The following is a 14,859-nucleotide window of genomic DNA, read 5'->3' as shown; positions in this document are numbered from 1 at the left end:
GTTGCCAGGTTTTTAACGTGGCTCGATAGCTCAGTCGGTAGAGCAGAGGACTGAAAATCCTCGTGTCGCTGGTTCGATTCCTGCTCGAGCCACCAAGAATCTAGATTTTATAATCTAGGTTCTTTTTTTATTGGTTTTTTATAACTAATATAAGCTATAGTATAAATCAATTAAATTTTATTTATTTTAGGATTTTGGATAATTATTCTATTAATATAAAATATAAGAATACGATAATTAAGTAATGGAGTTTGATAGGAGTGAGAGTATTATGGTAGACAGAACATATCTTGATACTGAAAAACTTACAATTTATGAAAATAGGAAAGTTAAAAAGCTTAATAAATCAAATAGAATTAATGATGATTTAAATAATAACAAGAATAAAAACTTTAAGGAACAATTAAATAAATTTAAAAAGCAGCCAACTAAAGATAATATAAAAAAAGTAGACAAAGATAATGAGCCAGAAGGAGATATTATAGTGGCCGAAAGTCTAATTGATTTAATGAATGAAAATAGAATAATAACTGAAGTTGTAAGAGAAAAGTTATTAAATAATCCAGAGATTAGAGAGTATATAGATAAAGAAGAAGAAATTTTAAATACCATTATAAATAAATAAGGAGATAAAGAAAATGAAAATAAATGCAATGGGAATAAACATATCACAAAATAATAATATTAACAAAACAAGTTCATTGTTTAAAAATATTAAAGTGGATGAAGAAAACAAAGAAGGTAAAAGTTTAAAATTCAATAATAAAAATAATCAAAATGAGCTACTTAATAATTTTGAAAAGATAAAGCAAGAATTATTGCACCAAAAGGAAGCTTTAAGAGAAAAGCAGATGAGTCCAGAAGAAAAAAAGTATAAGATGGAAGAAATAAATAGTAAAATCCAGGAAGTAGAGGCTCAAATACAACAATTATTAATGAATGAGAAGCAAAAAGAAATAGACAAGAAAAAAGAGGAACTTGAAGCAAAAAAAGTAGAAGCAGAAAAGAATAAAGTAACTGAGGATGAAGTAAAGGATGGAGTTATAATATCTGCTAGTTTAAATGAACTAATAGAGATAAGTCATTCTACTGAATATATAAGTAGACTAAAAGAGATAAAAAATAGATTAAAAGTTGAATCAGGATATATTAAGCCCAATGAAAATTCTAATTCGTATAATAATAAAAAATTAACTAGCTTAAGTAAAGGTATATTGAATATAGAATCTAAGATATCCAATGAGATAGGAAATATAAATAAAAATGCTAATAGGATGAAGGATAAAATTAAGAATGAAATTGATAAATTAGAAAACAATGAAAATGAAGAGAAAAAATCTGAAGAAGAATTACAAAAAGAATAAATATAAATATAAATGTAGATAGGTTATACAAATAAAACTTATCTACATTTTTTTATAAATATATATTTTATATAGATTTTTACAAAATTATTTCGTAAATAAATTGTAAGCAATATATAAATAAATTGTAATGTATTTGTAATAAATTTACTAATTAAACTATGCTAAAATTAAACATGTAGTAAATAAAAATAAAAAAAATAAATATATTCAATTTAAACTAAATATATTTATAGATTAGACATAAATAATAGATGTTTTTAGATTAATTAGGGGGTAAATTAATGATTTTAAAAAACAAATTAATAAAATCCAGGTTCATACTGACTATATTAAGTATAATTTTTATATATAATATTTTAAATTTCAATATAGCAAGTGCAATAGATAATAAATATAACATAAATTTAAAGGCTTCTTATGGGGTAGATGGAAGATATAAAATTAATAGTAAAACTCCTATCAATTTAGTGATTACAAACAATGGGGTGGAGTTTCAGGGGAAGATACAAATTGAAACATTGGTTCCAGATACAAATAAATATGATTTAAATACTGAAAATATAAATATTGCTGAAAATACAACTAAGAGCTTGTGGTACAACATAAATATTGTGAATAAGTTTAAAGTAAGGTTAATTACAGATAATAATGAAGTTATACATGAAGAAACAATCAATGTTAATAAAGGAAGATTAAATGATGGAGATATATTAGTAGGTGTATTGACTGATGATTTTAATGGTTTAAATTATATATCTAATATTAATGTCAATATGAATAATAATCCTGATATGAGGAATAAAAAGTTAATTCCAGTTAGTATATCAGAAGAAGTTATAGAGAAAAATTCTAAGTTTTTAGATGTTATTGATATGATAATTATAAATAATTATGATACGTTAAAATTAACAGAGGATAATATAACTAATTTAAATCAATGGGTATCTAATGGAGGAATTTTAGTAGTTGGTACGGGAGAGAATTATAAAAAGGTTATAGGTGGTATTAATAATAAAATTATAAATGGTACTTTTTCTGAAGCCATATCACGGGACATGAGTATTGGAGAAGGTAATGTAAATGTATTAGCAGTGAAAATGAATATCGAAGATTCTATGAGCTTGTTTGAGGATAATAATTTTATAAGCAAGATTATTAAGAAAAATGGACAGGTTATTGTATTTCCCTGGGATTTAGCTACAGAAAAGATTTCAAAATCAAGTGAAAATAATTTAGTATGGGGAGAAATAACATCAGATTTTAATAATAAAATTGACAATGGTCGAGAAGGATTTTGGAATTTAAATTCATTATTAAGTACAGTTAAGGATATAGGTCTGCCATCTTTTCAGCTTATGATAATACTTTTTATAATATATATATTAATTATAGGCGTACTAATCTATATTGTATTGAAGAGGCTAAATAAAAGAGATTATGTATGGTTATTAATACCGATAATATCTATTGGGTTTACAGTTCTTATATATTTTATAGGCAGTAATTCAAGGGTACAAGACATTATAGCGAATAAAGTAAATATTGTATCAGTAGATTTAGATGGACAGACAAAGATCGAGAGTTATCTAGGGGTATTAACAGCCAAAAGTAGAAAAGTAGTAATAGAAGAACCAGAAGATATAAATCTAAATCTCATAGAAAATACCAATGACTATTATAGATATAATAATAATTATAATAGCAATGAAAATGCAACTATGAGATTAAATATGATAAAAGAAGGGGATAAGACATACTATAATTTTGGTGAAGTGTCTTCATTTAGTCCGGAAGTTTTTCAGGTTAGTAATTTTAATACTACCTTTGAACCATTGGAGCAGGAATTGAAATTTTATAGTGGTAAGCTAACGGGATATATTACCAATAATTTAGGGTGTGATATTAAAAAGTTAGTGGTTATTACTCCATATAAAATATGGGATTTGGGAAGTTTAGCTAATGGTGAAAAGATATCTGTAGAGGATAGTGATAAATTTACTTCAGCATTAAATATGTGGGAAATAACTAATAAAATTAGAGATGATAATTATAATAATGGTAATAAAAATAAAGATAATAAAAAGTATGAGTTAAGAACTTGTGAGTTATTGGATTATTTATATAATAACTCTATGCATGATAATAATAAAAATACTTCTAAACTAATTGCGGTTACAGAAAAGGAAGTAGAATATGATTTAAAAGTAAATGGTAAAGCCCCTTTGAATAAAAATGATACTATATTCATAAATGATATAAATATAAGTTATAAGTCAGAAGATGGCACTATAGAATATCCATATGGTTATTTTGTACCATATATAATGGAACAAAGTAATGTAGATGGACATTATGACCCTAATGAAAGAACAATAAGTGGAAACTTGGAATTAATACTTAGTTATCAATTACAAGAAGAAGATGTAGTTATAGAAAGTATTAATTTTCAAAAGAATTACTCTCAAGGTAGTTCCAAAATGAAGGGTGAGTATAAAATTTACAATTACAAGATTAAAGATTATGAAGTATTAAATTTTGATGATGAGTTAAGCTTAACTAACATAGAAGACTACATCTTAGATGGAAATATTAAAATTAAAATTCATGGTAATAATGAAGAGTGGACTAGAATTCCGGATATTTCTGTGAAGGGTAAGGTGAAGTAGATGTTAACTATAATAAATCTTGAAAAGTTTTATGGTAAATATAAAGCGGTTAATGGATTAGATATGCATCTAAAAAAAGGGGATATATTTGGATTTATTGGTCCTAATGGAGCAGGGAAAAGTACAACTATGAAAATCATTGCTGGACTATTACCGGCTGACGGTGGAGAAATATATGTAGATGGGATAGATGCTTTAAAGGATAATAAAAAGTTAAAAGAAAAAATCGGATATATGCCTGATTTCTTTGGATCTTATGAGAACCTAAAAGTTATAGAGTATATGGAGTTTTATGCATCTATTTATGGGATTGTAGGAAAAGAATCAAAAGATTTGATAATGGATTTACTAGAATTAGTTAACTTAGAAGAAAAAAAACATGCCTATGTAGACGGATTATCTAGAGGGATGAAACAAAGACTTTGCCTTGCAAGAAGTTTAGTTCATAATCCAGAGCTGTTAATTCTTGACGAACCAGCTTCAGGAATGGATCCTAGATCTAGATTTGAGATGAAGGGTATTTTGAAAAATCTCAAAGACATGGATAAGACAGTTATCATAAGTTCTCACATACTCTCTGAAATGAATGAAATTTGTACATCAGTTGGAATTATAGAAGAAGGTAATTTGATATACTCCGGTGGTATAAATAACTTACTAAGCAGAATGAGTAGTAATAATCCATTAAAAATAATAGTAAGAGATAAAGTTAAGGAATCAAAGGTTATACTTAGTGAACTTCCATATATAACAAATATAAAGGAAAATTCAAAAGAACTTACAGTTTTTTTCAATGGAGGAGAAATAGAAATATCTAATACTATTAAGGCTTTGGTATTAAAGGATATACCTATTGTTTCTTTTACTCAAGTAAGTGAAAATTTAGAGGATGTATTCATAAAGATTACTGAAAAGGAATCGAAGTAGGGGGAAAGAATTATGAAAATTAATCCTATATTGAAGAATGAAAGCAAGGTAGGAGTTAGAACCTTCAGATTTAATTTAATGGTTATGTTATATGTAGGGATACTTTCAATAGTAGCTATGTGGGCTTATTTTATTATAAATAGTGATAAATATGGTATGGGAATAGATTTAAGTAAATTTACAATACTAAGTTTTGCTTTAGCTTGTGGGCAAGCGGTATTATTGATGTTTATAGTACCAGTACTTACAGCTACATCAATCACAGGAGAAAGAGAAAGGCAGACATTAGATATTTTACTTTCAACTAATCTGTCACCTATGAAAATAGTTTTAGGAAAATTAATGTCAACTGTAACAAAAGTTGCTTTATTAATTATTAGCACTATGCCAATATATGCTATAAACTTCTTAGTTGGAGGTACTAGTTTTAAAGAATTAATTATATTAACACTATTTTTTATAAGCACAACTATATATGTGGGATCTATAGGGATATTTATGTCTACTGTATTTAAGAGTTCAAAATCTTCAACGGTGGCAAGTATATTAACGGTTTTATTTATTGTAATTGGAACTATTATAATAGGTTTTGTTGTGATTAGTAGAGATTATTATGATGCATTATCTAATAATACAATATCAACATTTACAATAAATCTACCATTTTGGTTGTATATTAATCCAACTATTGAGTTTATATATATTCTAATTAAACAAAATGGAATTTTATACTTTGCTCCTGATTTAATAAACTATATGAATTTAAATAAAATATTTGTTATATCTTTAATAAATCAAGGAATAGTAACATTATTGCTAATATTACTTTCAGCATGGAGATTAAATCCAGTAAGAAAATCAATTATTAAGGTGAGAAGATGAACAATATAGATAAACAAATTTCAAAGTTTATAAAGAAAGGTGGAAAAAGAATAAGGCTAAATGTATTTATAGAGAATTTACTAGTGTCACTAATAGTGGCATTAAGTATTTCCTCTATGGCAAGTATATTAGGGTTATTTATACCCATATACAATTTATTTGAAATATGCTTTATTATATTCGCTATATCTATTAGTATTTATATATTTGTATATTTGTATAAGCTTAGACCAGATAATAAAAAGGTAGCTCTTAAGCTAGATTCTAAGGGGCTTAATGAGAGATTAATTACTTCATTAGAATTAATAAATAAGGATGACAACATATCAAATGCACAGAAGGAAGATACCATAGAGGTAATAAGAGAAATTAAGATTTCAAAAATTACTCCTTTTCACATAAAAAGAAAGAATTTATATAGTTTAATAGCTATTTTAACAGTTTTGATTATAATTTTATGTATTCCGACTACTGCTAAAAACCAAGCTAGAGAGATTAGAAAGATGAAGAAGTTTAATAAAGAAGTAATAGAAAAAATAAAGGATGAGAAAAAAGACACTAAGGGTAGTGAGGAGTTATTAGAGGATGATAAGTTAGATATAGTAAAGGAATTAGATAAGTCTATAGATGAAATAAAGAAGAGTAAAAGTAAATTAGATACAGAAAAAGCTTTAAATAAGCTGGAGAAAAAACTAGATAATATAGAGAAAAACTTAGATAGTGTGGATAGTAAAAAAAAAATACAGAATATTTTGAAAAAATTAAATTTAAACAAAGAACAAACAAGTGAAAAATTAGCTATTTTAAATAAAATAGCTAAGGAGTTATCTAAAATTGACAAAATGAAAGAGCTTAGTGAAGCTATAAATTCTCAGGATGGAGATAAAATTAAAGAAGCTTTAGATAAATTAGGGGAAGATTTAAAGAATTTGAAAGATGAAGATAAAGAAGAAATTTCAAATAATCTTGAGAATATATCTGCTAATATAGCAGATGAAAATTTAAAAGGTGCATTATCCTCTGCAGCAGCATCCATTAGTAGTGGGAATATAGATCTTAGTAAGTTACAAAATGCTTTGATAAGTTTAAATAAGGATTCCATCAATGCTGATAATGGAGATAATAAAAATGGTACTGGAGCACAAAATAATCAAAGTGGAAATGGAACGAATGGCCAAGGGAATGGTAACGGCAATGGTATAGGTAATAGAATGGGAAATGGTAGTGGTTCAGGAAATGGAAGTGGATGGGATACTGGAAATAAAGAAAATGGAGAAGGAAAGCTTAACAGTGGTGAAAAAGTATTTCTTCCTAATAGAGGTACAGGTGCTGATGAAAATTTAAAAGGAAATATATCAGAAGGCGGAAATTCTCAAAGTATCACTACAGAGAATGGAGTAAACATAGCTGGAGATTCTATAGACTATGAAAAAATTATTCATGAATATTCTAATAGTGAGATAGTAGGACTTAAAAATAAATCAATACCAAAGTCGCTGCAAGATTTAATAAAAAAATACTTTGAAGAATTAAAATAAGAATGAGGTGGAAAATGGAGATAAATAAACAATTAATAGAAGATACTGTAGAGAAAATAAATAAGTGTGAAATTGAAATATCTAAGGGTATCATAGGTCAAAAGGATGTAATAAGAAAGGTTTTAATAGGAATTTTATGTGGAGGAAATATACTTCTAGAAGGGGTACCAGGACTTGGAAAAACCCAACTAGTTAAAACTATTTCTAAGGTCTTAAAGCTAAGTTTTTCTAGAATTCAATTTACACCGGATCTTATGCCTGCTGATGCAGTTGGAACAAACCTTATTGTTAAAGATAAAGAAGAAACTAAATTTAAATTTGAACAAGGCCCTATATTTGCCAATTTAGTTTTAGCAGATGAAATCAATAGAGCTACTCCTAAGACTCAATCAGCTCTTTTAGAAGCCATGCAAGAAAAAACTGTTACCGTAGGAAGAACCACATATAATTTACCTAATCCATTTATGGTTTTAGCTACACAAAATCCAATAGAGATGGAGGGAACTTATCCTCTTCCAGAAGCTCAGATGGATAGATTTTTATTTAAGTTAAAAGTCGATTTTCCATCCTTAAATGAGTTAAAGGACATTATGGATATTACTGTTACTAATAACAATGTAGATTTGAAAGATATACTCACAGGTGAAGATATATTGGCTATGAGGTCTATTGTAAGAGAAGTACCTATGGCAGAGGCAGTTAAAGAATACGCGCTAAAACTCATATTAGCAACTCATCCTGAAAGTGAATATTCTAATGATTTTGTAAAAAAGTATGTAGAAGTAGGAGCAAGTCCAAGGGGAGCTCAAGGTCTTTTTAATGGTTCTAAGGTAGAAGCTATTTTAAAGGGTAGACTTAATGTGGCCTTTGAAGATATAAATGATATTGCATATGCAGTGTTGAGACATAGAATATTCCTTAATTTTGAAGCTGTATCAGAAGGTATAACTACTGATATGGTTATTAAAGAAGTTATTAAAAGTTTGAAGGTTATATAAAATGAACAGGAAATTTGATAAAGAATTTTTTAAAAAACTAAATAATATTAGTATAAAATTAAATCTTAAGTTATCCAAAGGAACTCAAGGAGGGCGGAAATCTAAAGCTAGAGGAACTTCAGTAGAGTTCTCAGATTTTAGAGAGTATGTTCATGGGGACGATTTTAGGAGGGTAGATTGGAATGCTTATGGAAGATTTGAAAAATTATTTGTAAAACTTTTCATGGAAGAAAGAGAAGGTAACTTTAGTATATTTATAGATTGTAGCAAATCTATGGATTTTGGACAATTTAATAAAGGGAATATGGCCTTAAAAATAGCAGCATCCTTAAGCTATATTGCTATTAATAATCTTGATAGGGTAAGAATTGGTGTGTTAAAAGAAGGGGGAACTGAACTATTTAACAAGTCAAGGGGAAAAGAATCTTTTATTAAGATTATAGATGGCTTAGAAAGCTTAGAGTTTAGTGGTAAAACAAACCTGAAATCAACTATATTAAAAAATAGATTTACTAATATAGGTATGTCTATTCTAATATCGGATTTTTTAATTTCTAATGGAGAAGAAGAAATAGAAGAAATAGTGAAGTATCTTACTTATAAAAAACAACAGGTTGTATTTATACAAATATTATGCGAAGAAGAAAGAAATCCTGAGATTATGGGAACTAAGAATATTATAGATATGGAAACTAAGGAGGAAGCTAAAGTATCAATAACACCAAAGATATTAAAATTATATAAATCTAGGATAAAAGAACATGAGGATATGTTAAAAAACATAGTTAAAAAGTATGGTGGAGCTTTTATAAAGGTAAATTCGGAAGAGGATATAGAAAAAATAATTTTAACAGATTTATTTAATCATAAATTTTTAGGGTAAGGAGGAAATTTATGAGCTTTTTGAATATATGGCCATTATTTTTTTTAGTAACCATACCCTTTTTAATTTTATTATATATTTTAAAGGAAAAATCTGAGGATCTCTCAGTATCATCATTAATATTTTGGCAAGAAATATATAAAACACTAGAAGTTAATAGTCCTTTTGAAAAATTAAAGAAAAATATTATGTTATTCCTCCAAATATTGATTGCATTATTAATTATATTAGCTCTTATGAATCCATTTATAAGATTTTTTGGTAAGGAATATACTGATTTAATAATAGTAATAGACAACTCAGCTAGTATGTTAGGTATAAATAAGGAGGAAAACTGTATCGATAGAGGAAAAGCTATAGCTAAAGAATATATAGAATCTGCTGCAAATAGTACAAAGATATCTGTTATTACAGCAAATAAGGATGTGGAGGTATTAGTTACAGCATCAAAAAATAAGGACTTAGTTAAAGATAAAATTGACAGCATAACTAAAAGTCTTAGTCCAGGGGATTTAAATGGTTCTATAAAATTAGTTGAATCAATGACTAAAGAGCTAAAAAATTATGAGGTGTTATTTATAACTGATGAAGAATTAGACATAGGAGATATAAATGGAAGAATAGTTTATTTAGATAAAAACAAATCTAATATATCTATAGATAATATTGCTCATAAAATAGAAGATGGAAAGGTATCAATAATATCAACCATAACAAATAGAGGAAATGATGATTATAGTGGAGATTTTTATCTTTATGGGGAAAAGGAATTACTAGAAGCTACCTCCATAAAATTAAAAAAAGGAGAAGAGATTACACTTAATTTTAATATAAAAGATACTGATATAGATTACTTAAAAGGTGAAATATCAGGAAAGGATGCCATATTAGAAGATAATACATTTTATCATGTAATGAAGAATAATGATGATAAAAAAGTATTGTTTGTAAGTAATAAAAATGTTTTTTTGGAGAAAGCATTGTCTGTAGTTAGTAAGGCAGATGTAATAAAAACTAATGATATAAGTAATATATCTGAAAAGGATAGATATAATTTATATATTTTTGATGGCATGTTAGGTGAATATATGCCTCAGGATGGTAATATTTTAATAGTTAATCCAACAGAAAATAATTTATTTAGTGTATTAGGTGAACAAGCTGGTGGAGAAGCTGTGGTAGTTAGTGAAGATATACCTAAATACCTTCAGAATATGACTTTTATAGCATCTAAAATAAAGAAGACTGAAATGCCGTCATGGGCAAAGTCTTTAATAAATATAGGAGATAAATCTGTATTATTTCTCGGGAAACATAATAATCAGAAAATTGCTGTAGTAAATTTTGATTTTCATGATACTGATTTGCCACTTAAAGCAGAGTTTCCTATGCTTATTGATTATATATGTGAAGAGCTTATAGATAGAAATATAGTTAATAGTAATTATATTGGTGGAGAGGATATAAAAATAAATGGAAGTTCAGTATATGATGAATTAATTTTAACTACTCCCAGTGGAAGAGTGCATACTATAGAGAATGATAGTATATTAAAGGAAAATTTAGAGCTTGGAGTTTATGCTATAGAAGATAATAATCATAGTTTTAATGAAATGTTCTCTATTAATTTTCCATCTATTGAGGAAGGAAATATAATGGAAGATACTATAGAAGATTTAGAAGCTAGATCAAATAACAAGGGTAGCATTAAAGGAATGTTAAATATAACACCTTATATAATAAGTTTAATTATGCTTTTTATTATTGTGGAATGGGTTTTGTATAAAAAGGGATATTAAAGTATATATTAAAAATTAATTTTTTATAGCTATATAATCATTAGAAAGGGGGGACTGGAGTGAACTTTGAAATTGAAAAAGTATATTTGTTATTTTTAATACCAATAATTCTCATGGTAATGTACTTGATATCTAAAAAGATTAAATTAAAAGACAAAGGTATTAGTTTTATTAATATAAATAGGTTTATTATTATAACAATACTTATACTTGCTATGTGTAACATAAGTATAAGTATTAAGACAAAGGAATCATCAACCATATTTTTATTGGATTTATCTCATAGTATGAGTAATTATAAAGGTGAAATAAAGGAATTTGTAAAAAGTGCTATAGAAGCTTCACCATCAAATAATAAAATAGGAATAGTTACTTTTGGTGAAAATCAAGAAATAGAACAGTTCCTTACCTACTCTAAAAGCTTTAATGATATTCAAACTTCTCCAATTGGTAATACTACTAATATAGAAGAAGCAATAAAATTTTCTTTAAGCATGTTTAAAGATAGTGACTATAAGAGAGTAGTTTTAATTACAGATGGAAAAGAAAATCAAGGTGATATATTAGAAACGTCAACTTATTTTAAGGATAATCAGATTGATTTTCAAGTATATAAAGTAGATAGTGAACAAGTAGAAGATGTATATATAGAAGATATAGATATACTTGACAAAGTAGCTATAGGAGAAGAATTTTCTGTAACTGTAAATATTAAATCTAATATTAAGACAAAATCAAGGATATCAGTATATTCAGGAAGAGAAAAAAAAAGTGAAAAAGAAATTGATATAGAAAAGGGCGATAATACATTTTTATTTAAAGATATTCAACATAAAGGTGGGTTTAAACCATATAAAGTAGTTATAGAGCCAGAAAATGATGGAATCTCATATAATAATGAATATACAACATATACTAATATAGTTTCAAAACCAGAGATTTTGGTAATACAAGGAAAAATTGATGAAGGAAAGGGACTTGAAGAAAATCTAAAGACCATAGGTAGTAGTTATACTATGATAAATCCTAGTACTGCACCTAGATCTATAAATGAACTTATAGAATATAAGGGAATATTTCTTTGCAATACCCATGTAGACGATTTACCTAAGGGTTTTTTAGATAATGTGGAAAGTTATGTGAAAGATTATGGTGGTGCAATTATAACTACAGGGGGAGATAATTCTTATGCTTTAGGAGGATATAAGAATTCGGTTTTTGAAGAGATACTTCCTGTTAGCTCTGATAAAAAAGGTAAAAATGAAATTCCGGAGATATCTTTAACGTTGGTATTAGATAGATCTTCTAGTATGCTGTCTTCAGATCAAGGCAGTTTTAGTAAAATTAGCTTAGCAAAAGAGGCTGCAATTAGATCCCTAGATAATTTAAGAGAAACTGATAATATAGGTGTAGTAACTTTTAATACAGAATATAGCTGGGCAGTACCTATGCAAAAGCTATCTAACAAAGATACGGTTTCTGATAAAATTAATAGTATTATAGCTGAAGGTGGAACGTCTATATATTCAGCGCTAAATGAAGCTTATAACAAGCAAAAAGAAAGTAGTGCAAAAATAAAACATATAATACTATTAACAGATGGACAAGATGGTATGGGAGAAAATGAATATAAAGCTTTAATAAATGATATTAAGAAGGATAAAATGACTTTATCTACAGTGTCTATAGGTACTGATAGTAATAATCAATTGTTAGAATGGCTTAGTAATAATGCTGGGGGGAGGTACTATCATAGTGATATATATACAGATGTACCAAGAATATTTGCAAATGAAATATTAATATCTACTGGGGAATACTTAATAAATGAAGAATTTACTCCTAAAGTATCTGCTCATCATGATATTTTGAATAATGTTATAGATGAAGGGAAATTTCCACATCTTTTTGGTTATGTGGGTACTTCTATAAAAAATACAGCTATAGATATAATGACTTCTCATATGGATGAACCGGTTTTAGCAGCATGGCAATATGGTATTGGTAGAGTAGTAGCTTTTACCTCAGATGTAAATGGTCAATGGAGTAAAGATTTATTAGCGTTTGAAAAAACACCACAACTTTTTAGTAATATAATATCATGGACAATGATTGATTATGATAATAGTGGAGAGTTAAGTATTACACAGGAAGGAAGTATTGCAAAAGTACAATATGAGACTAACAATCATGAGGATAATAAGAAGGTTAAAGGAGCGTATACCTTTGAAGGAAACACTACGTCAAAATTTGAATTAAAACAAGTATCACCTGGTAAATATCAAGGAAATGTACCTATGAGTGAATTGGGATTCTATAGTTTTAACATTACTGAAGAGTTACAAGGTAAGATTATAGCTAGTCAATTAGGAGGGTTTGCATATCAATATTCTCCCGAATATAAATTTCAAGAACAATCTAATAGTTTATTAGCTTTAGTAGAAGATACTGAAGGAAAAATTATAAATTCTGTAGAGGATATATATGAGATAAAGAGTAATAAAGGCCATACTAAAAGAAATATAACTAATTTATTATTAATAACAGCTATGTTATTGTTTTTATTTGATATAACTTATAGAAGGTTAGGTTTAAAGAGGTATATAAATAAGAAGCTCTTTTATAACATTAAAGAAAAGATATATGCAAGTAAAATAGAACAATACAAAGAAGAAAATAATACTATAAAAGCAGAAAAGATAGGTAGTTTAATTAAGAAAAATAAAGAAGAAAAAAATATATTTAAAAAAGAAATCATAAAAACAGATCTAGAGGAAAAAAAGCTAGATATAAAACAGGAAAAAACTAATATAAAGCGTATAAGCATATGTAAAGATAGATTTAATAGGGATAAATCCAAAAATCAAAATGGGGGGCTTAACACAGGTGAGTTATTAAAAAAGAAGCGTGAAAGAAATGAAGATTAAAAATATATGTTTAAATTAAAAATGAGCAACCCTTTTATTGTAAGTGAAAGGGTTGCTCATTTTAATTATATATAAATAGTTAGATGTTTTGTTAAGAATATGTTTTAAATGATATATCTATACTAAATTTTCTTTAATGAAGTTAATTACTGTATCTACATGGCCTGGAACTTTAACTTTTCTAAATTCTTTAACTATGTAGCCATCTTTATTTATTATGAAAGTACTTCTTTCTATTCCAATAGTCTTTTTACCATACATATTCTTTTCTTTTAGAACATCATATAATTGACAAACAGATTTATCTTCATCAGCTAACAAAAGAAAGTTAAGTTCTTGTTTCTCAATAAACCTTTCATGAGATTTAACAGTGTCTTTACTAATTCCAATAATTACTGTATCTAATTCATCTAATAATTCTTTGCTATCTCTAAAGTTTATAGCTTCATTTGTACAACCTTGGGTATTATCTTTTGGATAAAAGTATAATACTATATTTTTGCCTAAGAAGTCACCAATTGAGTGAGTATTGTTATCACTACCTATTAAAGAAAAGTTTGGAGCTTTTTTTAATTGTAATGTATCATTCATTATTATCATCCTCCTAAAGAAAGTTAATACTAATAATTAACTAATATCTATTATTAATATTATAACATTAATAGGGATTAAAATATACAAAAAGTCTAGAAAAAAGGATTAATATACATATATAGTAAACATATATAAGGATACTTGTCCTGGTGTATCAGTACAAGAAAATAGAAGTATGTTGGTGAAAAATATAGGAATATATGAATATTATCTAGCTAACAGGTAAATAATGAAATTGAATCTATTTAAGATCATGATAAGATAAGTCTTGTCGCTGA

Annotated in this window: 11 protein-coding genes and 1 tRNA gene; 11 read left to right on the top strand and 1 reads right to left on the bottom strand. The window is 26.8% G+C overall.

Going from position 1 to position 14,859, the window contains the following annotated elements; genetic code table 11:
• Nucleotides 1-19: 19 nt before the first annotated feature.
• From B3086_RS10565 to B3086_RS10515, 11 genes are all read left to right on the top strand, one after another.
• Nucleotides 20-95 (top strand) — tRNA-Phe (locus B3086_RS10565).
• A gap of 176 nt (nt 96-271) precedes the next feature.
• Nucleotides 272-625, top strand: a complete 354-nt coding sequence (locus tag B3086_RS10560; protein ID WP_346849281.1) for a hypothetical protein — start codon at nt 272-274, stop codon at nt 623-625.
• A 13-nt stretch (nt 626-638) separates the two neighbouring features.
• Entirely contained in the window at nt 639-1,364 is a 726-nt protein-coding gene (locus B3086_RS10555) for a viral A-type inclusion protein (RefSeq protein WP_346849282.1), read from the top strand.
• A 284-nt stretch (nt 1,365-1,648) separates the two neighbouring features.
• On the top strand, nt 1,649-4,033 hold the full coding sequence (locus B3086_RS10550) for a hypothetical protein (protein WP_346880632.1): 2,385 nt from the start codon (nt 1,649-1,651) through the stop codon (nt 4,031-4,033).
• Entirely contained in the window at nt 4,034-4,960 is a 927-nt protein-coding gene (locus B3086_RS10545) for an ABC transporter ATP-binding protein (RefSeq protein ID WP_346849284.1), read from the top strand.
• A 12-nt stretch (nt 4,961-4,972) separates the two neighbouring features.
• Complete coding sequence (locus B3086_RS10540; RefSeq protein WP_035135537.1) at nt 4,973-5,842, top strand: ABC transporter permease; 870 nt, start codon at nt 4,973-4,975, stop codon at nt 5,840-5,842.
• Entirely contained in the window at nt 5,839-7,380 is a 1,542-nt protein-coding gene (locus B3086_RS10535; RefSeq protein WP_346880631.1) for a pectinesterase, read from the top strand. Before B3086_RS10540 ends, B3086_RS10535 begins: the two co-directional genes overlap by 4 nt.
• A 14-nt stretch (nt 7,381-7,394) precedes the next feature.
• Nucleotides 7,395-8,378, top strand: a complete 984-nt coding sequence (locus tag B3086_RS10530) for a MoxR family ATPase (protein ID WP_346849287.1) — start codon at nt 7,395-7,397, stop codon at nt 8,376-8,378.
• A 1-nt stretch (nt 8,379) separates the two neighbouring features.
• Nucleotides 8,380-9,261 (top strand): DUF58 domain-containing protein, encoded by an 882-nt coding sequence (locus tag B3086_RS10525; protein WP_346893377.1) that lies wholly within the window; start codon nt 8,380-8,382, stop codon nt 9,259-9,261.
• A gap of 11 nt (nt 9,262-9,272) precedes the next feature.
• On the top strand, nt 9,273-11,060 hold the full coding sequence (locus B3086_RS10520) for a VWA domain-containing protein (protein ID WP_346893375.1): 1,788 nt from the start codon (nt 9,273-9,275) through the stop codon (nt 11,058-11,060).
• Between the two features lie 59 nt (nt 11,061-11,119).
• Nucleotides 11,120-13,987: a VWA domain-containing protein gene (locus B3086_RS10515; protein WP_346893373.1), complete on the top strand. Its 2,868-nt coding sequence runs from the start codon at nt 11,120-11,122 to the stop codon at nt 13,985-13,987.
• A 117-nt stretch (nt 13,988-14,104) separates the two neighbouring features.
• Here B3086_RS10515 and bcp read toward each other — a convergent pair whose 3' ends face one another.
• Nucleotides 14,105-14,578, bottom strand: a complete 474-nt coding sequence (gene bcp / locus B3086_RS10510) for a thioredoxin-dependent thiol peroxidase (protein ID WP_346880628.1) — start codon at nt 14,576-14,578, stop codon at nt 14,105-14,107.
• Between the last annotated feature and the right edge of the window lie 281 nt (nt 14,579-14,859).

Source organism: Clostridium sp. UBA871, from assembly GCF_002295255.1.
GTDB lineage: Bacteria > Bacillota > Clostridia > Clostridiales > Clostridiaceae > Clostridium_J > Clostridium_J sulfidigenes.
The sequence above is the reverse complement of the archived record's forward strand: the minus strand, read 5'-3'. Positions and strand labels throughout refer to the sequence as shown.

Excerpts from the sequence above, each read along its gene's own strand:
- B3086_RS10520 (WP_346893375.1), top strand. The coding sequence starts at position 9,273 with ATGAGCTTTTTGAATATATGGCCATTATTTTTTTTAGTAACCATACCC.
- B3086_RS10540 (WP_035135537.1), top strand. The coding sequence starts at position 4,973 with ATGAAAATTAATCCTATATTGAAGAATGAAAGCAAGGTAGGAGTTAGA.
- B3086_RS10545 (WP_346849284.1), top strand. The coding sequence starts at position 4,034 with ATGTTAACTATAATAAATCTTGAAAAGTTTTATGGTAAATATAAAGCG.
- B3086_RS10525 (WP_346893377.1), top strand. The coding sequence starts at position 8,380 with ATGAACAGGAAATTTGATAAAGAATTTTTTAAAAAACTAAATAATATT.
- B3086_RS10535 (WP_346880631.1), top strand. The coding sequence starts at position 5,839 with ATGAACAATATAGATAAACAAATTTCAAAGTTTATAAAGAAAGGTGGA.
- B3086_RS10550 (WP_346880632.1), top strand. The coding sequence starts at position 1,649 with ATGATTTTAAAAAACAAATTAATAAAATCCAGGTTCATACTGACTATA.
- B3086_RS10560 (WP_346849281.1), top strand. The coding sequence starts at position 272 with ATGGTAGACAGAACATATCTTGATACTGAAAAACTTACAATTTATGAA.
- B3086_RS10555 (WP_346849282.1), top strand. The coding sequence starts at position 639 with ATGAAAATAAATGCAATGGGAATAAACATATCACAAAATAATAATATT.
- bcp (WP_346880628.1), bottom strand. The coding sequence starts at position 14,578 with ATGAATGATACATTACAATTAAAAAAAGCTCCAAACTTTTCTTTAATA.
- B3086_RS10530 (WP_346849287.1), top strand. The coding sequence starts at position 7,395 with ATGGAGATAAATAAACAATTAATAGAAGATACTGTAGAGAAAATAAAT.